General features: G+C 59.4%; 21 protein-coding genes. 11 read left to right on the forward strand and 10 right to left on the reverse strand.

Annotated features, from left to right (window positions below):
* Positions 1–127 precede the first annotated feature (127 nt).
* The gene (locus MFP24_RS08225; protein WP_249229904.1) at positions 128–1,105 is read left to right on the forward strand and encodes a DMT family transporter; all 978 of its coding nucleotides are present in this window, start codon (positions 128–130) and stop codon (positions 1,103–1,105) included.
* Between the two features lie 44 nt (positions 1,106–1,149).
* Here the strand turns inward: MFP24_RS08225 and MFP24_RS08230 are convergent, their stop codons facing one another.
* From MFP24_RS08230 to hypC, 8 genes are all read right to left on the reverse strand, one after another.
* Complete coding sequence (locus tag MFP24_RS08230; RefSeq protein ID WP_249229903.1) at positions 1,150–1,650, reverse strand: TlpA family protein disulfide reductase; 501 nt, start codon at positions 1,648–1,650, stop codon at positions 1,150–1,152.
* Positions 1,637–2,353, reverse strand: coding sequence for an ABC transporter ATP-binding protein (locus tag MFP24_RS08235; protein ID WP_249229902.1), 717 nt, complete (start codon positions 2,351–2,353; stop codon positions 1,637–1,639). The genes MFP24_RS08230 and MFP24_RS08235 overlap by 14 nt, the downstream gene beginning before the upstream one ends.
* Before the next feature lie 2 nt (positions 2,354–2,355).
* Positions 2,356–3,468, reverse strand: a complete 1,113-nt coding sequence (locus MFP24_RS08240; protein WP_249229971.1) for an ABC transporter permease — start codon at positions 3,466–3,468, stop codon at positions 2,356–2,358.
* A gap of 16 nt (positions 3,469–3,484) precedes the next feature.
* A complete protein-coding gene (locus MFP24_RS08245; RefSeq protein ID WP_249229901.1) occupies positions 3,485–4,774 on the reverse strand; it encodes an ABC transporter permease in 1,290 nt (429 codons plus the stop codon).
* 2 nt (positions 4,775–4,776) lie between these two features.
* Positions 4,777–6,174 (reverse strand): Fe-S-containing protein, encoded by a 1,398-nt coding sequence (locus MFP24_RS08250; protein ID WP_249229900.1) that lies wholly within the window; start codon positions 6,172–6,174, stop codon positions 4,777–4,779.
* Between the two features lie 142 nt (positions 6,175–6,316).
* Positions 6,317–6,844, reverse strand: a complete 528-nt coding sequence (locus MFP24_RS08255; RefSeq protein WP_249229899.1) for an iron transporter — start codon at positions 6,842–6,844, stop codon at positions 6,317–6,319.
* 121 nt (positions 6,845–6,965) lie between these two features.
* Complete coding sequence (locus MFP24_RS08260) at positions 6,966–8,879, reverse strand: FTR1 family iron permease (RefSeq protein WP_249229898.1); 1,914 nt, start codon at positions 8,877–8,879, stop codon at positions 6,966–6,968.
* Positions 8,880–8,965: 86 nt separating this feature from the next.
* A complete protein-coding gene (gene hypC / locus MFP24_RS08265) occupies positions 8,966–9,235 on the reverse strand; it encodes a HypC/HybG/HupF family hydrogenase formation chaperone (protein ID WP_009113576.1) in 270 nt (89 codons plus the stop codon).
* A 398-nt stretch (positions 9,236–9,633) separates the two neighbouring features.
* Here hypC and MFP24_RS08270 point away from each other — a divergent pair, with 398 nt between their 5' ends.
* The 8 genes from MFP24_RS08270 to hycI all read left to right on the forward strand — a co-directional run bounded on the left by MFP24_RS08270 (position 9,634) and on the right by hycI (position 17,189).
* Positions 9,634–10,260, forward strand: a complete 627-nt coding sequence (locus MFP24_RS08270) for a 4Fe-4S dicluster domain-containing protein (protein WP_249229897.1) — start codon at positions 9,634–9,636, stop codon at positions 10,258–10,260.
* Positions 10,257–12,125 (forward strand): hydrogenase 4 subunit B, encoded by a 1,869-nt coding sequence (gene hyfB / locus MFP24_RS08275; RefSeq protein ID WP_249229896.1) that lies wholly within the window; start codon positions 10,257–10,259, stop codon positions 12,123–12,125. The genes MFP24_RS08270 and hyfB overlap by 4 nt, the downstream gene beginning before the upstream one ends.
* Complete coding sequence (locus MFP24_RS08280) at positions 12,112–13,065, forward strand: respiratory chain complex I subunit 1 family protein (protein ID WP_407061985.1); 954 nt, start codon at positions 12,112–12,114, stop codon at positions 13,063–13,065. Before hyfB ends, MFP24_RS08280 begins: the two co-directional genes overlap by 14 nt.
* 116 nt (positions 13,066–13,181) lie before the next feature.
* Positions 13,182–14,918: a hydrogenase large subunit gene (locus MFP24_RS08285; protein WP_249229895.1), complete on the forward strand. Its 1,737-nt coding sequence runs from the start codon at positions 13,182–13,184 to the stop codon at positions 14,916–14,918.
* Positions 14,919–14,928: 10 nt separating this feature from the next.
* On the forward strand, positions 14,929–15,513 hold the full coding sequence (hyfH, locus tag MFP24_RS08290; protein ID WP_249229894.1) for a hydrogenase 4 subunit H: 585 nt from the start codon (positions 14,929–14,931) through the stop codon (positions 15,511–15,513).
* Complete coding sequence (locus tag MFP24_RS08295; protein WP_249229893.1) at positions 15,510–16,301, forward strand: NADH-quinone oxidoreductase subunit B family protein; 792 nt, start codon at positions 15,510–15,512, stop codon at positions 16,299–16,301. The genes hyfH and MFP24_RS08295 overlap by 4 nt, the downstream gene beginning before the upstream one ends.
* Positions 16,298–16,702, forward strand: coding sequence for a formate hydrogenlyase maturation HycH family protein (locus MFP24_RS08300; RefSeq protein ID WP_249229892.1), 405 nt, complete (start codon positions 16,298–16,300; stop codon positions 16,700–16,702). The genes MFP24_RS08295 and MFP24_RS08300 overlap by 4 nt, the downstream gene beginning before the upstream one ends.
* The gene (gene hycI, locus MFP24_RS08305) at positions 16,695–17,189 is read left to right on the forward strand and encodes a hydrogenase maturation peptidase HycI (RefSeq protein WP_249229891.1); all 495 of its coding nucleotides are present in this window, start codon (positions 16,695–16,697) and stop codon (positions 17,187–17,189) included. Before MFP24_RS08300 ends, hycI begins: the two co-directional genes overlap by 8 nt.
* A gap of 94 nt (positions 17,190–17,283) precedes the next feature.
* On the opposite strand, the gene MFP24_RS08310 is transcribed toward hycI, so the two are convergent.
* Both MFP24_RS08310 and MFP24_RS08315 read right to left on the reverse strand, forming a co-directional pair.
* On the reverse strand, positions 17,284–18,966 hold the full coding sequence (locus tag MFP24_RS08310) for a methyl-accepting chemotaxis protein (RefSeq protein WP_249229890.1): 1,683 nt from the start codon (positions 18,964–18,966) through the stop codon (positions 17,284–17,286).
* Positions 18,967–19,302: 336 nt separating this feature from the next.
* Positions 19,303–20,004 carry a lipopolysaccharide core heptose(II) kinase RfaY gene (locus tag MFP24_RS08315; protein ID WP_249229889.1) on the reverse strand — a complete coding sequence of 234 codons (702 nt, stop codon included), beginning with the start codon at positions 20,002–20,004 and terminating at the stop codon, positions 19,303–19,305.
* A 340-nt stretch (positions 20,005–20,344) separates the two neighbouring features.
* On the opposite strand from MFP24_RS08315, the gene MFP24_RS08320 reads away from it, so the two are divergent.
* Both MFP24_RS08320 and fdhF read left to right on the forward strand, forming a co-directional pair.
* A complete protein-coding gene (locus tag MFP24_RS08320; protein ID WP_249229888.1) occupies positions 20,345–20,884 on the forward strand; it encodes a 4Fe-4S binding protein in 540 nt (179 codons plus the stop codon).
* 38 nt (positions 20,885–20,922) lie between these two features.
* Positions 20,923–23,073 (forward strand): formate dehydrogenase subunit alpha, encoded by a 2,151-nt coding sequence (gene fdhF / locus MFP24_RS08325; protein WP_249229887.1) that lies wholly within the window; start codon positions 20,923–20,925, stop codon positions 23,071–23,073.
* The last annotated feature ends 44 nt before the right edge of the window (positions 23,074–23,117 follow it).

The following is a 23,117-nucleotide window of genomic DNA, read 5'->3' on the forward strand; positions in this document are numbered from 1 at the left end:
ATTTATCCGACCTGCGCTATTGACGCCGAGTATGGAAATAGCGATACAGGTGACGGAATAAACGTTAAGCCGCGATGAAAAGCTAATTCAGGCGCGCGTTACTCAAACGGTTAAAATAAGGTTTATCATGTTGACTGGCGTTGTTTTCGCCCTTTGTGCCGGGCTGATGTGGGGATTGATTTTTGTCGGCCCCTTGCTGGTGCCTGAATACCCCGCCGCGTTGCAATCGACCGGCCGCTATCTAGCTTTCGGCCTGATCGCTTTACCGCTGGCCTGGCTCGATCGCCATCGGTTACGGCTGCTCAGCGGCAAAGACTGGCGTGAGGCGATCAAACTCTCCGCTATCGGCAATCTGCTCTATTATTTCTGCCTGGCCAGCGCCATTCAGCGTACCGGCGCCCCGGTTTCGACCATGATTATCGGCACCTTGCCGGTGGCGATCGCCGTCAGCGCCAATCTGCTCTACAGCCGGCATGACGGCAAAGTGTTATGGAGACAGCTGGCTCCCGCGCTGTTGCTTATCGCCGCCGGGCTGCTGCTGGTCAATATCGCGGAGGTGAGCGCCGCGGCGGCTTCGCTGGACCTCTGGCGCTATCTCGGCGGCATCGCGCTGGCGCTGGCGGCGGTGGCATGCTGGACCTGGTATCCGCTGCGCAACGCGCGCTGGCTGCGAGAAAACACCGGCAAAACGCCCACCACCTGGGCCACCGCGCAGGGTCTGGTCACGCTGCCCTTGGCTTTGCTGGGATACCTGCTGGTTTGCGGCCAGCTGGCGCTCGCCCGCCAGGATTTCCCCCTGCCGTTCGGCCCGCGGCCGGCGGTATTTATTACTCTGATGATCGTTATCGGCCTGTTTTGCTCATGGCTGGGCACGCTATGCTGGAACGAAGCCAGCCAGCGGTTGCCGACCGTGCTGATCGGCCCGCTGGTGGTGTTTGAAACGCTGGCGGGGCTGACCTATTCATTTATCATCCGCCACTCCTGGCCGCCGCTGCTGACGCTGGGCGGCGTATTCTGCCTGGTTGCCGGCGTGATTTATGCGGTCAGAATCAAACCCCGCCCGGTGGTGGTGCCGGTGGCGGTCGCCGATCCGGCGGGGAAATAACGCGCGAATCAGCCTGACGATACCGCCATTCGCCGCTGGCGAAATCAGCTTCCGCTAGCCAGCCGCGCAAAGAGTTCCGTCAATTGCCGCTCGTCTCTGGCGCCCTGATGCTGGGCGGTAACCTTGCCGCCGCCGTCGATGATAAACGACGTGGGGGTGCCGATAACCTGGTAACGCTCTTTGGTGATCCCCAGCTGATCGCGGATGACCGGGTAGTTCACCGTTTGCTGCGCCAACAGCGGGACGATATCCACGCCGTCCGGGTCGGTATTCACCGCCACCACCACGATTTTATCACCGTAGCGTCGGCTGAGTTTCTCCAGCGTCGCCATTTCGGCCAGGCAACCGCCGCAGCCCGCGGACCAGAAGTTCAGATAGACGTTTTTTCCCCGCCAGCGGCTCAGGTCCGCCGCTTGCCCGGCCAGATCATAAGCGGCCAGCGCCGGCGCCGGCGCCCCGACGCTGACCTGTTCCTCTTTACAGCCGCCGAGCAACGCCAATGCGGCCAGCAGACAGCAGGCCGGTAAACCGTTACGCCATAACATGATGATTCACCTCCTCGCCGAAATATTTACCGTGCTGCAAACGGATAATGCGATCGGCGAATTTGCCCAGTTCGGGGTTATGCGTCACCATCACCACGGTGCGCCCCTGATGGTGCAAATTCTTCAGCAGATCCAGCACCCGCCGTTCATTTTCCTCATCCAGATTGCCGGTCGGTTCATCGGCGAAGATAACCGGCGGCTCGTTCACCAGCGCCCGGGCGATACACACCCGCTGCTGCTCGCCGCCGGAAAGCTGATTGGGTAAATGTCCGATGCGGTGGGCCAGGCCCACCTGCTCCAGCACCCGCCGCGCCGCGGGTTCATCCACGATACTGTGGTAATGCTGCGCCAGCATGATGTTTTCCAGCGCGGTGAGAAAGGGAATCAGGTGGAATTGCTGAAACACCAGGCCGATCTTGTCGGCGCGGAATTTACGCCGCCCTTCTTCATCCAGCGCCGCGGCGTCAACGCCATCCAGCAGCACCTGGCCTTCACTGACCGTATCCAGACAGGTGAGGATATTCATCAGGGTGGTTTTACCCGATCCCGAAGCGCCCATAATGGCGACAAACTCACCGCGGGCAATGCGAATATTGATATCCTCCAGCGCGGTAACCTGTCCAAAACGCTTGTATAGCCCGCGTGTTTCAATTACCGCCTCCGGCGCCTGCTCCGCGCCCTGCACATTTATCGATGAGGACATCGCTACTCTCCTTTTAATACTTTGGCCGGTTCGACATGAATCGCCCGTCGGGTGGGAACTATGGCCGCGACGGCGGCCACCAGCAGCGAGAGCAGCAGCGTCAGCGGAAAGACCGGCGCCCGCAGCGAGATCGTCGCGTTGAATACCGCCATCCCCAGAATCTGCGCCAGCAGATAACCCAGCAGCGAACCGCACACCGCCGCCGCCAGGGCGATGATGCCGGTCTCCGCCAGCATCTGGCGGATAATATCCCGCCCGCTGGCGCCCAGCGCCTTTTGCAGGGCGAACTCGCGCGCCCGCTCGCCGACAATCGCCATCAGGGTGGTGTTGACGCACAGCGAGGAGAGCACCAGTATCACCGCCGACACCAGTCCCATCAGCCCTTTGATTTTATTCAGCACCTGCCCTTCGGAGGCGGAGACCTTAAGGATCGGCCGGATTTCCAACTGCGGATACTGCTGTTGCAGCCGCGCGGCGAACTGATCCACCTGCCCCAGATCGTTGCTGACGCTGAGTAACGCATTGCTGATCGCGCCCGGTTTATCCAGCCATTTCTGCGCCAGATCCAGACTGACGATCAGCATGTTGTCCGTGGCGTCGCCGGATTCCACAATGCCTTTAATCTGCAAACGCTGCCTATCGCCGTCGCCGATCAGCGTAATACCGTCGCCTACTTTCACGTTCAGCCGCTCCGCCAGCTTGACGCCGATCATCGCGTTGCGATCGTCGAAGCTGACGCCGATCCAGTTTCCCTTCACCTGCCAGTAAGGGGCGAGCGGACGCAATGATTCAAACCACACCCCCATCAGCACCACTTTTTCCAGCTCGGTGCGCGCCATGCCATACAGATACGGGCTGGCGGCGTTGATTAGCCCGGCCGGCGCGCCGTCGACGATCTGCTGAAACGTTGGCTGGGGCAGCGTATTGCCGCGCGCGGGGCCGATATAAAAGTTCGCCCCGAAGGTGCGCAGTTCCTGACTCATTTTGGCGTTGATATCGAAATACACCGCCGACATGGCGGTGACGATCGCCGCCCCCACCGTCAGGGCGGCGAACACCACGCCGACCCGCTGCATCCGCAGCCGCAACGCGCGGATCACCAGCCGCCAGAACATCCCATTCATCCAGGCATTAGCGGCCATACAGCACCTCCACCGGGTAGAGTCCGGCGATGCGCCGGGCCGGGAACCAGGTGCCAATCAGCGCGATCAGTATCGAAATCACCAGCACGCAGGGGATAACGATCCAGGCAAAGCTGAGCGGCACGCCGAACAGCATCAGGCCGATGGCTTTCGCCAGTCCCCAGCCCGCCAGGCAGCCGGCGATTCCTCCCAGCAAACCGCTGAGCGCCGCTTCCAGATAGAACAGCAGCATAATCTGCCATTGCCGCGCCCCCAGCGCTTTCATCAGCCCGATCTCTTTCGCCCGCTCCATAATGGTGCTGGTCATCAATGAGGCGATGCCCATGGCCGCGGCGACCAGCGCCGCAAAGGTGACCACCGCCAGCAACAGCTGGATTTTATCGATCACCACGCCTTCCGACGCCGCCACCTGCCAGATAGGCCGCACCACCGAACCGGAAATCGCCTCCTCCAACTGGTGGGCGATGGAAGAGACATAGGCGGTGCAGTACCAGAGGTCATACTCTTCGGCATTCAGCGCCTCCAGATTTTCACGCGCCCGGCGCGACAGATCGTTCTCCGGCACCGTCAGCGCGGAAACGCGGATCGCCTGTATTTTCCCCTCCAGCCCCAGCAGGCGCTGCACCGCCGCCAGCGGCATCACCAGCCGGTTTTCCTCATCCCCGCCGCTGCTCAGAATGCCGCTGATCCGCACCCGGGTTTCCCCCTGCGGGCCATGCAGCCGTAGCTGGCTGCCCACCTGCCAGCCGTTCTGCTGCGCCAGCTGTTTGCCCGCCAGCGCCTCGGCGGCGCCTCCCTCAGTCACCGGCTCCTGCGGCCACCGGCCGGCAACCTGCCAGTAGGGGCTGACGGTTATCTGCCCGGTGCGATAATCCTCTTCGTCCGGCACCGCCACCGGCTGGGAGAAAAAGGTGCCCAATACCGCCACCGGCTGCCCGTCGATCTCCACGTCGCCGCTCAGCAACGGCGCGAATCCGACGATATTGTTGCGCCAGAAAATATCCTTGATGTTGGGCAGTTCCGACTCATCGAGAAAATCCTGCCCTTCCAGCGGATTGCCGTGCTCGCCGAACAGCGCCGGCAGCGCCGCCTGTCCCGCCGGTTCAATCAGGATATTGGCGCCATAGGATTTCAGTTCGCGCGCCATTTTGTCGCCGATATCGATAGATACCGCCAGCAGGGCCGAAATCAGCCCCGCCGCCAAAAAGACCGTTAAGACCGCCAGCGATTTACGCCGGATATTTCTGCGCCAGGATTGGCGTAACATGCGCCATAACATGGTTATTCCCCTTCCGCTTGATCGTCAGCCGCCGCCTTTGCAGTCACATATTTTCCGGGACTTTCACGGAAACGGTTGTAGTTCGCCTCAGATGAGAAGAAATAGGTTTTACCGCCGTAGCGATACTTATGTTCGGCCTGCACGTTGGTGAGTTTCGAACCGTCAACCGGATCGACGACCTCCAGCGATATCACCGTGGTGAAATAGTTGGTGCCCGCCGCCAGCGACGACTGGCTAATCACCAGCTCATTGTCGTCATTGCTCCAGCCTTCGATGGGCACGGGGTTACACCCGCCCGCCTTGCCGATGGAGGGAATAAAGATGCGTACGTCGCAGGCGACGCAGATCACCTGATTACCTTCCATCACATAGCCCTGATCGCCGCACAGCAGGCAGGCATCGAACACCACTCCCAGCCGCAGCCGGTCCGGGTAGCGGTTAATGACGAAAAAGCGCACCGCCTTGCCGTCATCGGCAACCCACACAAACCGATGCAGTTTGCCGTCGCGAATTTGTTCGATGGGAATGTGCACCTTGCCGTCGGCTGCCGGCGTCACCGGCAGCGCCTCGGACAAACGGGGAGGCTGGGACGCCACCTTGTCCCAGTAAAGCTGCGCCGCCACGATCGCCAGCAGCGCAATCAGGGCGGCCAGCACCGTGCGCCGCACATTGCGGTAGTCGGCGGTGGCGCGGCGCCTGGCGATGGCCTCGGTGGCGGCCTGCATGCGCCGGCGCGTCTGGAATAAGGGCAGCAGATAGCCGGCCGCCGCCACCGCCAGCAATAGCGCGCCGAGATAATTCAACAGCCAGGCGCTATTGGTGACCTGCGCCACATAGCTCAGGCGCGGCTTGTCCAGCCCCAGCACCTGTAGCTTCATCAATAACAGCAGCAGATTGCCGCTGATCGGCAACAGCAATAGCGCCACCAGCGCCACCAGCAGCGGCCAGCGCAATACGCGGATACGCCGCGCCATCATGCCGCACAGCGCGGCGCTGAATACCAGCCAGCCGAAGGCCGCGGCCACCGCGCTGAAATTCAGCAGCAGATCGGTATTCACCACGTGCGTGCTGGTCAAGGCGCTCAGGTTGGGATCGCCGCCCCAATGAATCGCCGCGCCGGCAACCAGGACGGCCTGCCAGAAATAGCCGAGGCGGGAATGAGAGAAAAACTGACCGGCGAGAAACAGCAGCAGGACGATCGCCTGAATGCCGGTGATCCAGAGTTGCAGCTGCTGGCCGTTGGGCAGGCGAATGCCGATTACCGTGCCGACAATCAGCGCCAGCAGGGTGATCCACGCCAACGGCCGGATTTCAGGCGGGGAACGGTGGCTCCAGTTCAGCCCCAACAGCAACGCTATCGGCAGGAATGACTGTAGCGTAGTAACGAAGAAGTAACTCATATTCCCTTCATCTTTCAAGTTGCAGGTGCGTTGGCTTCCGCACCTTGAAATCTATTGGGTAATAAAGCGCACGCCCCTGACGGCTATCGGCAGAGGCGTGAGCGTTACCGCGATAAGGAAACGCTTATCGCGGACGGGACCATCACTTGATGCCGACGTATTTGAAATCGAAGCTGACGTCAAACGGTTTCCACCAGCGGCCGACGCCGGTTTCATCGTCGGTATGGCGGTGCATGCCGGCTTTGGATGGCGGGTCGATGTGGTAAATCACCTTGTAGTTGCCCACGCCCATCATTTTGATGTTCGCGCCATAGTGCGGGCCGTCGCTGGCGACCATCGGCATAAAGGTGCCTTCCTGCTTGGCGCCGGTATCGGTGTTGGTCAGGGTATAGGCGATGGTCAGGAACGGCATCCACTCGCCGGCGCCGAATCCGTTTTTATTCCCTTCCACCGCATGGATGTCGGCTTCCAGGTGGATATCCGCTTTTGCCGCCGGCAGCCCCATGCCGCGGGGTTCCATATCAATCGGCTGCAGATAAACCGCGGCGATCTCCAGTTCGTTTATGGTCACCGGTTCGCCGGCCGGATACTCTTCAAACGCCAGCGCCGCCGGCATGGTGAAAACAGCGGCGATTATCGCCCCGGCAATCAGACTTTTTTGCTTATTCATCAACCCATCCTCGTGTCATCAATGTACCCGTCATCATGCAAGCCGGCGGTTTCCCGCGCCTTGCAGTCATCGGGGCGTAACGGTCGTTTCTGGTTATTTTTGCTGGTCACTGCTTCCAGTATCAGATTGTCGAGGCCCTGCGACGCCGCATGATCCACAGCGCCGCCAATGCCGCGACTAACAGCACCCCTTGCGGGATTAACGTTTCCACATAGGGGTAAATACCCAACCCGCTGATTTCCGGTACGCCGGTCAGCAGCGTCGGTTCAAACAATTTGCCTTCAATCAGTTCCAGTACCCCTTTACCGGCAAAAACGAACGCCATCAGATACATGAAACAACCGGTAAACATAAAGAAAGGCTTAAGCGGGAGTTTAACCACGGTAAAGCGCATGATCAGATAGGCAATCACCAGGATCACGCAGCCGATGGCAAAGCCCGCCAGAATGGAGAGGTATCCGGCCATATTGCTGGCATCGCCCACCAGCGCGTAGTAAAACAGGACGGTTTCCGCCCCTTCCCGGTAGACCGCCAGAAAACTGGTCAGCCATAATCCCACCAGCGACCCGCTGCTCAGGGAGTGCGACAATTTACCGTCCAGATAGGCTTTCCAGTGCCGGGCTTCCACCTTCGACAGCAGCCAGTAGCTCATAAAGAACAGCATCACCACGGCGATAAGCATGGTGACGCCTTCCAGCAGTTCGCGGCTGGCGCCGGAGTTGGTAAACAGCAATTGGAAAATAACGGCGGTGATCACGCTGCACAGCAGCGCGATATAAACAGACTGCCGGATAAGCGGCAGCTTATCCTGATGATTGTTTTTCACCAGATAGGCGACGATGGCCGCCACGATCAGCAGCGCTTCCATACCTTCACGCACAATGATCAGCAGGCTGTATATCAGCAGGCTCCAGTGGGTATCCCCCCCTTCGCCCAGCATGGCGACGGCGTTCGCCAGATCCTGCCGCAGCGCTTCGGCCTGAAGGTGCAGTTGCTCCACCGGCTGGCCGGCATTCATCAGGCTGACCATACGGGTGAAATAGCCTTCCAGCGTCGATTTGAACGCCGCATTGCGCGAACCGACCTTGTTTTCCATGCCGGTGGCTTCGAACAGATCGAAGTAGGCGTCCTGCACGGCGATCATCGCCGGTTTCACCTCGCCCTGGCGGTACTTTTCGATGGCCGCCAGGATGGCCTGATTAATGTCGTCGGATATTTTGGCCCAGTTGGCGTCCGGCACGTCGGCGGCGCCGGGCGCGCCGTCATCGTCCGCGGTTGCGCTAACCGGCTGGCTGTCGCGCGTGGTGGGCAACCCCGGCAGCAAATCTTCAATATCCTGCAGCAGCGTCGTCACGCGATAGGCCACTTCAGTCAGTTGATCCGGCTGATTCGCCAGAGTAATCAGGGAAGAGAATTGCTGATTAATGGCGGCGGCCTGCTGCGCGGAGCGATTCTGCCGCACCGACATCTCCATTTCGGAGTTTTTAAACCCCTGATAGTGCGCCTGCTGCACGCTCTGGCTGGCCCTGGCGTAGTCGCCGTCCTGATATTCGCTTATCGCCTGCGCCAGTTGATCGTCGATGATTTTAAAACTCTGCTGCCAGTACAGCGCGATATCGCTGTTGTCATACGCGCCGTGCTGTTGCTGCGCCACCAGCCGATGGCCGTCGGCCAATACCGGCAGCACCGCGTTCAGTTCCCCTTTCAGCCAGGACACTTTGGCCTGCACGTCGGCCAGCGGTTTTCCCTCGCCGATCATGCGCCGGATTTCACCGAACGCTGCTTCCAACTGATAGCTTTTTTGCGCGGAAATATTGATACGGATGGGGCCTTCGAGATTTTCGAACACTTCGAAATAGGCCATCTGAACTTCGGTGCGGGCCTCATCAGGCTGTTGCTGCTGATACAGTTGAGCCGTTTTATCCAGTCTGGATTCGATATCCTGGATAAAGGAAGCGTAGTCGGTTGCGGCTAGCGCCAGAGAACTGCCGAATAGCCAGCACAACGAAAAGAAAAGTTTTAGCCAGGTAGACATAATCAGGGAGTGAAGCGCTAATGAGATTTATTCTTATTATCACCCTGAGAAATGAATAAGTCTTGATTTACGTCACGAAAAGAAATCTATTGACGCAGAAAAATTGTAACATCTTGTTCTACCTCCTCCATTTGCCGTAAAGCGTCGAGCGTCGCATACGCCTCCTCTTCATCCAGACGGCTCATGGCAAACCCGACGTGGACCAGCACCCAGCTGCCGATCAGCCGCCCGGCGTCCACGCCGTCCGCCACCAGCGCAATGTTCACCTCGCGCCGGACGCCGCACACGTCGACCCATGCCAGCTGTCGTTCGGCCGAGGCCAGTTCAATAATTTTTCCAGGAATGCCCAGACACATAGTGATTCTCCATTGAGGATGCGGCGCAGCAAAGCACCCGTCGGTATATTTCTTGCTTAAGCAATTTTCATGCCATCTATTAAAAATTAAGATTAACATGCTGTTTGACGGCGTATTAAATATCGGTTTCTTTACGATATGCTTAATCAAGATTACATAAGGCGGCGCTTTTTTCGCCCAAAACCAGGCCGGCTTCACCCGGTCGTCAAAAGTGTCGAATCTTCCCCGTCGATCGCCGTCGTCACTAATGTCGAGTCTGGCTATATCATGCGAGCCTTTGCCGACGCTTTCTTGTTCAATCCCTTATTCTACGCGACCTGACGGCCGATTCGCCCGACGTGGCACAAAATATGCTTTAACGCGGCAAACCTTAAACACAACCCCCGGAGGGTATGGCTATGAACCGCTTCGTCATTGCGGAGCCTAAGCGCTGTATCGGCTGCAACACCTGCATGGCCGCCTGTACGCAGGTACACCGTCGCCAGGGATTGCAGGCGCATCCGCGGCTGACGGTTGAGCGCGACCTCGCCGGCACCGCGCCGGTACTATGCCGTCATTGCGAAGACGCGCCCTGCGCCAGAGTCTGTCCGGTTAATGCCATTACGCATCAGAACCAGGCGGTGGTATTGGACGAAAACACCTGTATCGGCTGCAAACTGTGCGCCATCGCCTGTCCTTTCGGCGCGATAACGCCGTCCGGCAGCAAGCCGCTCGCCATTCCGCAAACCTTTAGCCAGTCGATTCCGCTATCCATGCTGTCCGACGTGCCGGCCAGCGCGTCCTCCGTCAATCCCCTGCTGGCCTGGAATGCCGGCATACGCAGCGTCGCGGTGAAATGCGATCTGTGCGCCTTTCAGCCGCAGGGACCGGAATGCGTGCGCGTTTGCCCGACCAATGCCTTGCTGGTCATTGACGATCGCCAAATCGAACAGGCCAGCGCCGCAAAACGCCGGCAGGCAATGGAGTGGCCCGCCGGCAACATCCCTTTCCCGCCCGCCGAGACCGATCGGGAGAATAAACTATGATAAGTTCACTGCACTGGTTGGCGTGGGCGCTGGCGTTTTATCTGACCGGGGCGCTGCTGTCGCTGTGTCTGGCGCGCCGCGAATCGCTGGCGATCGGGCTGAATGCGCTGCTCACGGCGCTCGGCGCGCTGTGCGCCATCGCCGCGGCGCTGCCGCTGTTGCGCGCCGGAACGGCGTTAACCGCCGGCATTGCAGCGCCGGTCGCCGCATTCGCGCCGCTCACCCTGCGTCTGGACCCGCTGGCCGCCTTTATGATGCTGCTTATCTCGCTGCTGATGGTGGTTATCGCGCTCTATTCGCTGGCCTATCTGCGGGAACACCGCGGACGCGCCGGGTCCATCGGGTTCCTGGTCAACCTGCTGGCCGCCGCCATGACGGCGCTGGTGTGCGTGGATAACGCCGCTTACTTTATTATTCTGTTCGAAGTGATGACGCTGTGCGCCGGCGCGCTGATGACGTCCGCCCAGGCCGCCGGCGCGGGCAGGCGCTATTTTTTCATCGCCCATTGCGGCACCGTGCTGATTATCCTGGCGTTCCTGCTGTTGTACCGCGCCAGCCACAGTCTTGATTTTGCCGACTGGCGGCAAATTTCCCTGCCCGCTTCGCAGGCGTCCGCGGTATTTGTGCTGGCCTTTGTGGGATTTGGCGCGACGGCCGGCGTGGTGCCGCTGCACGGTTGGCAGCCCCAGGGGCTGCCCGCCGCGCCGTCCCACGCGTCGGCGCTGATCGCCGCCGTAATGGTGAAAATCGGTCTTTTCGGCATTATCAAGGTAGGCATCGACCTGCTCGGCGCGACCACTATCTGGTGGGGAGGCTTGGTGATGCTCTGCGGCGCCGCGTCGGCGATATTCGGCGGTCTCTATGGGCTGGCGGAACACGATATCAAGCGCGTATTGGCTTACCACACGGTGGAAAACGTCGGCATCATGCTGATGGGAATCGGCGCGGGCATCGTGGGGATAGCCGGCCACCACCCGCTGTTGGCGGCGCTTGGCCTGCTGGGCGGGCTGTATCATATGCTTAATCACACGGTGTTCAAGGGGCTGCTGTTTCTCGGCGCGGGCTCGGTTATCTATCGCCTGCATAGCAAAGATATGGAGAGAATGGGCGGGCTGGCGCGGCTGATGCCTTATACCGCCGTGACCTTTCTTATCGGCTGTATGGCGATTTCCGCCCTGCCGCCGCTGAACGGCTTCGTCAGCGAGTGGTTTACCTATCAGTCGCTGTTTATTCTCAGCCAGGACGGCAGTCTGCCGCTGCGTCTGCTGGGGCCGTTCATCATCGTGGTGCTGGCGATAGTAGGGGCGCTGGCGGCGATGTGCTGCGTCAAACTCTACGCCATTACCTTTTCCGCGGCGCCCCGCAGCGCGGCCGCCGCCGAGGCCCGCGAAGTTCCCTGGCCGATGCGGGCCGCCACGCTGCTGCTGGCGCTGGGCTGTCTCCTGCTGGGCGTCGGCGCCGGCGCAGTGGCGCCGGCGATCCTGCGCGTAGCCGCCGGCCTGAGCGGCGCCGACGCGCTCGCCGTCGCCCAGGGAAGCCTGCTGTTCCCCGGCTCCCCCGACCGGACGTCGCTGTCCATGCCGTTGATCTTTATCCTGCTGCTGGCCCTGCCGCTGCTGCCGCTGCTGATTTATATCGGCGCCAAAGGCGCGCGCCTGAGCTTCCGCCGGCGCGGCGCCCCCTGGGCCTGCGGCTACGCCTATGAGAACGATATGGCGGTTTCCGCCGCCGGCTTTACCCAACCCCTGCGCCTGATGTTCGCCCCGTTCTACCGCCTGCGCACTCTGCGGTGGGGCCGGTCGAAGGCGACGGCGTCAGGCGGAAAAAAACCTTCCACCGCTGCGGGAGAACATGATGATCGCTGAAACGGCAACCGTGCCGACAATGATGGCTTTCGGCTTTGTGCAGGCGATATTGATGCTGGCGATTGCTCCGCTGATGTCCGGCATGTCGCGGGTGATACGCGCCAAAATGCACTCACGCCAGGGCCCCGGCCTGCTCCAGGACTACCGCGACCTGTTCAAGCTGCTGAAACGTCAGGATGTGGCGCCGCTGCACGCGAGCGGCGTTTTCCGCCTGATGCCCTATGTGCTGATCGGCACCCTGCTGCTGATCGCCATGACGCTGCCGGCCGTCACCTGGACGTCGCCCTTTGGCGCCGGCGGCGATGTCATCGCCCTGCTCTATCTGTTCGCCCTGCTGCGTTTTTTCTTTTGCCTGTCCGGGCTGGATACCGGCAGCACCTTCGCCGGCATCGGCGCCAGCCGCGAGATGACGCTCGGGGTGCTGGTGGAGCCCATTCTGATCCTGGCGCTGCTGGTGGTGGCGCTGATTGCCGGCTCCACCAATATCGGCGCCATCGCCGGCACGCTGGCCGTCTCCTGGGTATCGCCCGCGGCCACCTTTATCGCTCTGCTGGCCTGCGCTTTCGCCGCCTTTGTGGAGATGGGCAAAGTGCCGTTTGACGTGGCGGAAGCCGAACAGGAACTGCAGGAAGGGCCGCTGACGGAATACGCCGGCGCCGGGCTGGCGCTGGTGAAATGGGGCGTCAGCCTGAAGCAGGTGGTGGTCGCCTCGCTGTTTTTGTCCGTCTTCATCCCGTTCGGCAAGGCGCAAACCTTTACGCTGCCGGCGCTGGCGACGGGGGCGTTCTCCTTCGTCATCAAGCTGGCGGCGCTGTTTTTCATCGCCTCGCTGATTGAGAACAGTCTCGCCCGCGGACGTTTTCTGCTGATCGGGCGCGTGACCCGGCTGGGCTTTGCCGCCGCGGTGCTGGCATGGCTGTTTTATCTTTTCGGTCTATAAGGAATCGCCCCTCGCCATGAAAAAGAGTTTCCTTGCGACCACCCGCCCGCAGCGCAACGCCCCGGCAACGGCCGGAGCGCTCCCGCTCCCCTCTTTCCGTCAGGAGACGTGCCCTAATGAATGAAACCCCTGTCGCCGGCCCCAACGCGTTGTTCGGCAAACGCGGCCTCAGCTATGCCGCCCAGGTCCGCCTGCGGTTCCCGGCCGCCGTTCTGGAAGAGGCGTGGCAAACGCCGGAGCAGCTGACGCTGACCGTCAAGCTGGACGCCCTGCCCGAGGTGGTGGAATTCCTTTACTACCAACAGGGCGGCTGGCTGTCGGTGCTGTTTGGCAACGATGAACGTTCACTGAATGGCAGTTTCGCCCTGTACTACGTGCTGTCGATGGAAGCGGGCGAGAAGTGCTGGGTCACGGTGAAAACGCTGGTCGACCCGGTTAATCCGGAGTTCCCTTCCGTCACGCCCCGCGTGCCCGCCGCCGTCTGGGGGGAGCGCGAAGTGCGCGACATGTACGGCCTGATCCCGGTCGGGCTGCCCGACGAGCGCCGTCTGGTGCTGCCGGACGACTGGCCGGACGATCTCTATCCGCTGCGCAAGGACGCCATGGATTACCGCCAGCGCCCCGCCCCCACCCGAGACGAGGAGTCCTACTCGTTCGTCAATGACGCCGACGGCGAAACCCGCATCGTGCCCATCGGGCCGCTGCATATTACCTCGGACGAACCGGGCCATTTCCGCCTGTTCGTCGACGGCGAACGCATCGTCGATGCGGATTACCGTCTGTTCTACGTGCACCGCGGCATGGAAAAGCTGGCGGAAACGCGCATGGGCTATAACGAAGTCACTTTTCTGTCGGACCGGGTATGCGGCATCTGCGGCTTTACCCACAGCGTGGCCTATACCAGCTCGGTGGAAAACGCGCTGGGCGTGGTGGTGCCGCCGCGCGCGCACGCCATTCGCAGCGTATTGCTGGAGGTGGAGCGGCTGCACAGCCATCTGCTGAATATCGGGCTGGCCAGCCACTTCGTCGGCTTTGATACCGGGTTTATGCAGTTCTTCCGCATCCGTGAAAAGTCGATGACCATCGCCGAAATGCTGACCGGGGCGCGTAAAACCTACGGGTTGAATCTGATTGGCGGCATCCGCCGCGATATTCTGAAAGACGACCGGCTGAAAACCATCCGGCTGATTCGGGAGATGCGCAGCGAAATCACCCAGCTTAGCGATATGCTGCTCAACACCCCCAATATGATGCAGCGCACCCAGGGCGTGGGGATCCTGGATAAAAAGATCGCCCGCGATTACAGCCCGGTCGGCCCGATGATCCGCGCCAGCGGCTTCCAGCGGGATGCGCGCACCGACCACCCGTTCGCCGGCTATCTCGATCTGCCGATGGAGCTGCAGCACCTGGACGCCGGGGATGTCTATTCGCGCATATTGGTGCGGGTGCGTGAAGTGTTCACCTCGCTGGCGATGATCGAATACGGTCTGGACAATCTGCCGGGCGGGCTGCTGCTCAATGAGCATATCCATTATCAGCCGGGCAAGTTCGCTCTTGGCTTCGCCGAGGCGCCGCGCGGCGACGACATCCACTGGAGCATGACCGGCGACAACCAGAAGCTGTTCCGCTGGCGCTGCCGGGCCGCCACCTACGCCAACTGGCCGGTGCTGCGCTATATGCTGCGCGGCAATACGGTTTCCGACGCGCCGCTGATTATCGGCAGCCTGGATCCCTGCTACTCCTGCACCGACCGGGTAACGCTGATCGACGTGCGCAAACGGAAAATCACCACCGTGCCTTATAAAGAAATGGAGCGTTACGGCCTGGAACGCACCCATTCGCCGCTCAAGTAGGGGATGAACCATGTTGAAACTGTTTAAAACCATCCTGAAAACCGGCAACAGTACGCTGAAGTACCCGTTTGAACCGCTGGACGTCCCGGCGGGATTTCGCGGCAAACCGCAGTATGACGCCGCCCAGTGTATCGCCTGCGCCGCCTGTACCACCGTCTGCCCGGCCAACGCGCTGACCATGGAGACGGACGTCGCCGGCGGTACGCGCACCTGGCAGCTGTTTCTCGGGCGCTGCATTTTTTGCGGCCGCTGCGAGGAGGTGTGCCCGACGCGCGCCATCGTGCTGTCGCAGGAGTTTGAAATGGCGGTGAGCAATAAAGCGGACCTTTATCAGCGCGCCACCTTTAGCCTGCTGAACTGCCGCGTATGCCATCGCCCCTTCGCCCCGCAAAAAGAGGTGGAGTACGTTATGGCCCTGCTGGCGCAGTCGGGGCAGTCCGCCGCGGAGGTCGAATCGCAGCGCCCCCGTTTTGAAACCTGTCCGCAATGTAAACGCCGCCAGAACCTGGACGACAAAAATAACCTGATGCTGAGCCAGCATATTTCCCCCCCGGCCGAATTATCACCGGCTACCGTTATTGGGAGCAAATCATGAGCACCCTGCCCGCCGGCGTCGATCACTACCGGACCACGCCGATAGCGTTGGATAAACCGGCGCAAAAACTCAAGAAAACGCTGTTAAAAGACATTCAGCGCTCCGCCTACGTCTACCGCATCGACTGCGGCGGCTGTAACGGCTGCGAGATAGAGATTTTCGCCGCCGTCGCGCCGCTGTTTGACGCCGAGCGTTTCGGCATCAAGGTGGTGGCCTCGCCGCGCCATGCGGATATTTTGTTATTTACCGGCGCCGTCACCCGGGCCACGCGAATACCGGCCCTACGCGCCTACGAAGCGGCGCCCGACCCGAAAATCTGCATCTCCTACGGCGCCTGCGGCTGCGGCGGCGGCATCTTCCACGATCTGTACTGCGTGTGGGGCGGCAGCGACGCCATCGTGCCGATAGACGTATACATTCCCGGCTGCCCGCCCACCCCGGCCGCCACCATTTACGGTTTCGCCGTCGCGCTCGGCCTGCTGGAGCAGAAACTGCACGGCGGCGAACATCGGCAGACGGCGGATGAAAAAGCCGCCCTGATCCACCCGGACGTACCGCTGGATCTGCGCGTGCTGCTGGAGCGGGAGGCCCGGCGCATGGCGGGCTACCGGCAGGGGCGGGAAATCAGCGACGCTTTTCTGGCGCGTCTGGAAAACCAGCCGCTGGACGGGCTGGAACAGCGGATCGCCGCGTGGCTGCAGCGGCAAAACGATCCGCGTCTGACGGAGATCGTCGGGCAGCTCCAGCAGATCTATCTGGCGCTGTTGAACGGGGAGCGCTATCGATGAGCAAACAGGTGATTTTCTACGCCCTGAACCAGAAATTTCTCGACAGCAAAGATAAAGTGCCGGAGCAGGCGCAGCAGGTGATGTACTACTCCCTGGCTATCGGCCACCACGTTGGCGTCATCGACTGCCTGAAGCCGGTGCTGAACTGTCCGCAGGCGGACTATCAGCGCTGGATCGGGCAGTTGGCCGCGGGGGAAGCGCAGCGCAAAATGGCCGGCCTGCTGAAATTCGGCGAGATCGTCATCGATAGCAGCCACACGCAGCTGCTGGGCTACGTCTTCGGGGCGCTGTGCGCCGAACGGGATGATTATTCCGCCTGGACCGCAACCCTGCTGGACTATCTGCGCGCCATCGAACGGGAAACGGCGCTCTATTTATTGGTGAAACGCGTTGATGACTGAAACCAAGCGCGCTGATGACAACAGCGTTGATAACCAAAATATGGTGCTGACCGTCGGCAACACCATGATGGGCGATGACGGCGCCGGGCCGCTGCTGGCCGAGCGCATGACGCAAAACCCGGTGGCCGGCTGGTCGGTGATTGACGGCGGCGCCATTCCGGAGAATGCCGCCCATACGCTGCGCGCGCTGCGTCCGCGCCGCCTGCTGGTGGTGGACGCCAGCGATATGGGGCTGGCGCCCGGTGAAATACGGATTGTCGATCCGGCGCGCATCGCCGAAGATCTGCTGATGAACACCCATAATCTGCCGCTGAATTTCCTTATCGACCAGTTGAAAGACGATATTCCCGAGGTGATTATTATCGGCATTCAGCCCGCGCTGGTGGCGTTCTATTTTCCGCTCAGCGCGGAGGTTGAACGGGCGGTGGAACAGATTTATCAGCGGCTGGCGAACTGGCGGGGAAACGGCGGATTTCAGAAATTGTGAAGATTTCCCTTAATGCGCACTAACCATGCGCATTAAGGCCTGCATTAAAAATCAATAAAATGATAAACAAAAGCCGCGGCGCCGAGCGGTCAAATCAGAATTTTTCCCAGTCGCGATCGCCGTGGCCGCCGGCGCTCAGCAGCGGCGTATTTTCCTTTACCATCACCGGACGTTGCAGCGGCGTGTGCAACGCGCCTTGTGGCACCACGTCCGACAGGCCGTCGCCGCTCTCCAGTTGAAAAACATCCACCGCCGCTGACAATTCGCTGGTCTGCTGGTCCAGCTTGGAGGCGGCCTCCGCAGATTGCAGCACCAACGCGGCATTCTGCTGCGTGACGCCGTCTATTTCATGAATTGCCTGGCTGATCTGACTGATGCCGTGGGTCTGTTCGTCGGTTGCGGCGGCAATTTCACTAATCAGATCGTTGACATGATCGATAGCGGCGATAATCGCCCCCATCGCCTCGCCGGACTGCCTGACCTGCCCCGCGCCGGCGGAAACCCGCGATACCGACTCGTCGATCAGCGCTTCAATTTCTTTCGCCGCCTGCGCGCTGCGCTGCGCCAGGGTACGAACTTCTCCGGCCACCACCGCGAATCCCCGCCCCTGGTCACCGGCCCGGGCGGCTTCGACCGCAGCGTTAAGCGCCAAGATATTTGTCTGGAAGGCAATAGCGTTAATCACCGTGGTGATGTCGGAAATCTTGCGTGAACTGGCGCTGATATCATCCATGGTCGCCATCACGTTGGTGCTGATTTCACCGCCCTTTTTCGCCGTGTCCGTGGCTTCCTGTGCCAGCACCCGCGCCTGATGGACATTCTCCGCGGTTTGTTTCACCGTTGAGCTAATCTGCTCCATGCTGGCCGCCGTTTGCTGCAACGCGGCGGCCTGCTGCTCGGTGCGGCTGGCGAGATCGTCGTTGCCCTTGCGGATCCGTGTGGTGCCGTCATCAATCGCCGTGGCGCTGCGCCGGATGACCGTCACCGTATCGCGCAGGCTTTTCTGCAACCGTTTGATATCGGGAATCAGGCGCCCCGCACAGTTACGGCCGAATTCCGCCAGATCGCATCCCAGGCCGCCCGCCGTCAGCTGCGCCAGATGCGACTTCAGTACGCCGATGGGAATAACCAGATAATTTCGCAGATAATATTCGGTAAACAGCAGTACCGCGATACCAAGAATCATGGCGGCGATCAGTACGTTTCGATTATGAATATTGTGCTCATTCACCAGCGGAATAAACTCCGCGGAGTAAATTTGGTCGGTGTATTTTTTAATATCACCGCCGAATGCCAAACTTATCGGCGGATAAACGTCGCGGAATACCTGGCGAAACGCCTCGACATTATTCTGTTGCAGCGCGCCATTCATCGGATCAATCGCCGCGGCTATTAAGCGCGACCAGTTATTGGTAATACTTTCCAGGGTGGCGTTATCCACCCCGACGTGTTCCGCGGCCTTAAATTTCGCCAACGACGCTTTGCTATTTGTTATCGCTGATTGCGCCATATCCAGCGTTTTTCGCGCATTTTCTGCGTCATTATTCTGCAAATAGTCCATCGTCCGTTCCAGGCGGGTAACCGCACGGAAATATTGATCGCTGCCATACACCAGATAGGAGTAGGTTTTCCGCTGCGTTTCATTTTTATTAAGTAAATCAGTCACCTGATAAAGAGAATAAAGACTGTAGCCTGATGAGGCGCCCCAGATCAGCAGCAGGAACGCCACAATAATTAGCACCATAATCCTTATGCTGATATTCTTTAGAAAGCTCATAATAAACCTCATAAAGTTACCAAAATAGTTCTCATACCAGGCTCGAGTTTGGAAACTATTTTGTATTTTGATCACTACTGTGCCGTCCCGGCGACGCGCATCGACAAGCCCCCTCAGGCGTATCGGAACGCCCGATTCAGAAGTCGTGCAACAAAAGAGCCGAGATACCCAGAGGTTGGTTAATAAAAGTCAGCGTACCCCCTGTACCGGGGATAAATAAATTATAGGCAAGAATAGATAAAATGAGGGTGATTAGCGCAATTTCATGTCAGCTTATTACCAGCATACCCAGCCGGCGCAACATCCAGGGCCCACCAGGCGGCAATATGACCGTGACTAATGTTTTTTACCGCGTAGCTTTCGGGAGACATCACGAAACCTGTTGCGCAGGCCGATAAGATAATAAATAACGTTGTTGATTCTTAAATCGATGTCATAGAATTTTTTCAAGGCAAAGGCATCGTTCACCTGACAAATCGACAGGCTGCCGGCGTCCGACAAATCAATAATACGCACTCCGTGGTCGGTGAGAATAATATTGCCGGGATGGATATCGTTGGAGGCCAGCCGATGACCGTGCAAATCTTCCACGCAGGCTTTTATTTCATCTTTATAAGGCGAAAAATCGCCCAGTTCAGCCAGCGGCCTGCCTTCGACATATTCCGCCAGGATGTAGGTTTCCACCGCTTCGCGATGTCTGACCTTTTCGGCGACGGCATAAATATCCGCCGTTTTGGTACAGCCTTGTTCGCGCGCCACGGCCACACGGTACATTAATCTGGAGTAATACGGACCGAAGATAAAACGGGATAGGCGTTTCTCCAGCCGGGGATCCCGCTCCCGCTCCCACTTCAGCACATATTTAATTCCTTTAACCTCGATCAAATAGACCTTGCGCTCTTCGCTGCCGCTGTTCAGTACCTTATAGTCGATTTTGCCCGCGCCAAAATCAGCTAAAATTCGGACATAGGTTCCACAACGGGACTTTTCATAGACATGAAAGCCATTTATTTCTCTTTTGTTTATGGTTTCCGGCATAACAATACCTGACGTTACTATTGCTGATACCAGCCGAAATATACGCCTCAGTGTGACAGTTTTTTGACATAAGTTGCCATTGATACCTCCCGGCTCCCATTGTTTGAGCGACATCATATTTTTTTCGTCAAATCTGCCGAAATTGCATTTCTGTCGTCGTCACCCTTGACGCTCACGCCATGCGTTACGGCAAAGAATAATAATAAGCCGTTAATATTCAATATATTAAAATCACAATATCGTTATTGGCATAAAGTCTGCTTATTGGCGGCGATGTGTCGCCGTATCGGTATGTCGACACAACGCTTTTTTCACCTGAACTCAGGTCGGAGACGATGTCATGAACCGGTTCGTTATTGCAGATTCCAGGAAATGTATTGGCTGTCGCACGTGCGAAGTCGCCTGTGCGCTGTCCCACAGCGACGGTAAGGCCGCATTATCCCCAGAAAACTTTTTACCACGCCTCAGGGTCGTTAAAGGGCTGAATATCAGCACCACGATTCAGTGTCGCCAGTGTGAGGACGCGCCATGCGCCAACGTGTGCCCGAACGGCGCCATCACCCATGCGAACGACTGTATTCAGGTACAGCAGGAAAAATGTATCGGCTGTAAGACCTGCGTTGTGGCTTGCCCTTACGGCGCCATGACCGTGATCAGTAAACCTGTGGCCCGAATCAGCCATTATCAGGTGCTGGGTAATTGTATAAAAGCCGAAGCGCAGAAATGCGATCTTTGCGCCAAGCGCGCGGCAGGGCCGGCGTGCGTCGAGGTCTGTCCGACAAAAGCATTACGGATGATCAGCCGTGATGATATTCAGGCCATGATCCAACAAAAACAACGGCGTGCGGCGCTTGATGAAGCCGCGGGAATGCAGTTCTGAGCAGCGCCGCCAAGGTACGCTGAAGGAGAATAATCATCATGCAAAAAGTGATCACCGTCTGCCCTTATTGCGGGTCGGGCTGCAAAATTAACCTGCTGGTGGAAAACGGCAAGGTAGTGGGCGCCGAGGGCGCCAACGGCGTCACCAATGAAGGCGAACTGTGCCTGAAAGGCTATTACGGCTGGGATTTCCTTAACGACACCAAGTTATTGACGCCGCGGCTGAAACAACCGCTGATTCGCCGCCAGAAAGGCGCGCCGTTTGAAGCGGTCTCCTGGGATGAGGCGATTGCGTTCGCCAGTTCCCGTCTGAAAGACATTAAAGAGAAGTACGGCGCGGACGCCATTATGCACACCGGCTCTTCCCGCGGTCCGGGCAATGAAACCAACTATGTGATGCAAAAATTCGCCCGCGCCGTTACCGGCAACAACAACGTGGACTGCTGCGCCCGCGTTTGCCACGGTCCTTCCGTCGCCGGCCTGCGGGTTACGCTGGGCAACGGGGCGATGAGCAACTCCATCTGCGAAATAGAGCATACCGAATGTATTCTGGTATTCGGCTATAACGCCGCGGATTCGCACCCCATCGTCGCCCGCCGCATCCTGAAAGCCAAAGAACGCGGCGCCAAAATCATTGTCTGCGACCCGCGCCACATTGAAACCGCGCGCATCGCCGATCTCTGGCTGCCGCTGAAAAACGGCTCCAATATGGCGCTGGTCAACGCCTTTGCCAACGTGCTGATCAATGAGGGCCTTTACAACAAGGAGTATGTGGCCCGCCATACGGAAGGATTCGAGGAGTACAGCCGCATCGTCGCCAAATACACCCCGGACTATGTCGCCGATATCACCGGACTCTCTCCCCAACTGGTGCGCGAAGCGATGCGCATGTTCGCCGCCGCCCCATCCGCCACCATTTTGTGGGGCATGGGCGTCTGTCAGTGGGGCCAGGGCGTGGATGTGGTCAAGGGGCTGTCCGGGCTGGCGCTGTTGACCGGTAATCTGGGGCGGCCGAACGTCGGCGTCGGTCCGGTGCGCGGCCAGAACAACGTTCAGGGCGCCTGCGACATGGGTGCCCTGCCGGATATGTTCCCCGGCTATCAATCGGTTACCGATGAGCAAATCCGCCATAAATTCGCCCGGGCCTGGGGCGTGCCCGAGCTGTCGGACAAGGTCGGTTATTCCCTTACCGACGTGCCGCACAAGATCAAAGAAGGAAAAATCAGAGCCAACTATGTGATGGGCGAAGATCCGCTGCAAACCGAGCCGGATCTGTCGATGATGCGCGAAGCGTTCAACGAACTGGAATTGCTGATCGTGCAGGATATCTTTATGACCAAAACCGCGGCGGTGGCTGACGTTATTCTGCCGGCGACGTCGTGGGGGGAGCATGAAGGGGTTTATTCCGCCGCCGACCGCGGTTTCCAGCGTTTTTACAAAGCCGTTGACGCGCAGGGCGACGTCAAGCCCGACTGGGAAATCATCAGCCTGATGGCGACCGCGCTCGGTTATCCGATGCACTACAACGATACCCAGGAAATCTGGGACGAAATGCGCCAGCTGTGCCCGCTCTATTACGGGGCGACCTACGAGAAAATGGCCGGTCTGGGCTACGTGCCGTGGCCGTGCGCTACCGAAGACAGCCCCGGCACCCCGTGGCTGTACGAAGGCAACCAGTTTGCCCGTCCCGGCGGCAAAGGCCTGCTGTTCGCCACCGAGTGGCGGCCGCCGATGGAGCTGGTGGATGAAAGTTACCCGCTGGTGCTGTGCACCGTGCGTGAAGTCGGCCACTACTCCTGCCGTTCGATGACCGGCAACTGCAGCGCGCTGCAAACGCTGGCGGACGAGCCCGGTTACGTTCAGGTCAACCCTGAAGACGTCGAACGGCTGGGCCTGCTCGATCAGCAGCTGACCTGGATTTCCTCACGGCGCGGCAAGGTCATAAGCCGCGTGGCCGTCAGCGAGCGGGTCAATAAAGGCGCGGTGTATATGACCTATCAATGGTGGATCGGCGCCTGCAACGAGCTGACGCTGGATCACCTCGATCCGATTTCCAAAACCCCGGAATATAAATATTGCGCGGTGAAACTGGAAGCGATCGACAACCAGCAGTGGGCGGAAAATTATGTCCAGCAGGAATATAGCCAGCTGAAAGCCCATCTGCGCAAAACCGCGGAGGAAGTGAATTAACCCCGCGCGGCCGGATATTCCGGCCGCTATGCGCAACGGGACCG

This window comes from Brenneria tiliae, assembly GCF_023347575.1.
Classification (GTDB): Bacteria; Pseudomonadota; Gammaproteobacteria; order Enterobacterales; family Enterobacteriaceae; genus Brenneria; species Brenneria corticis.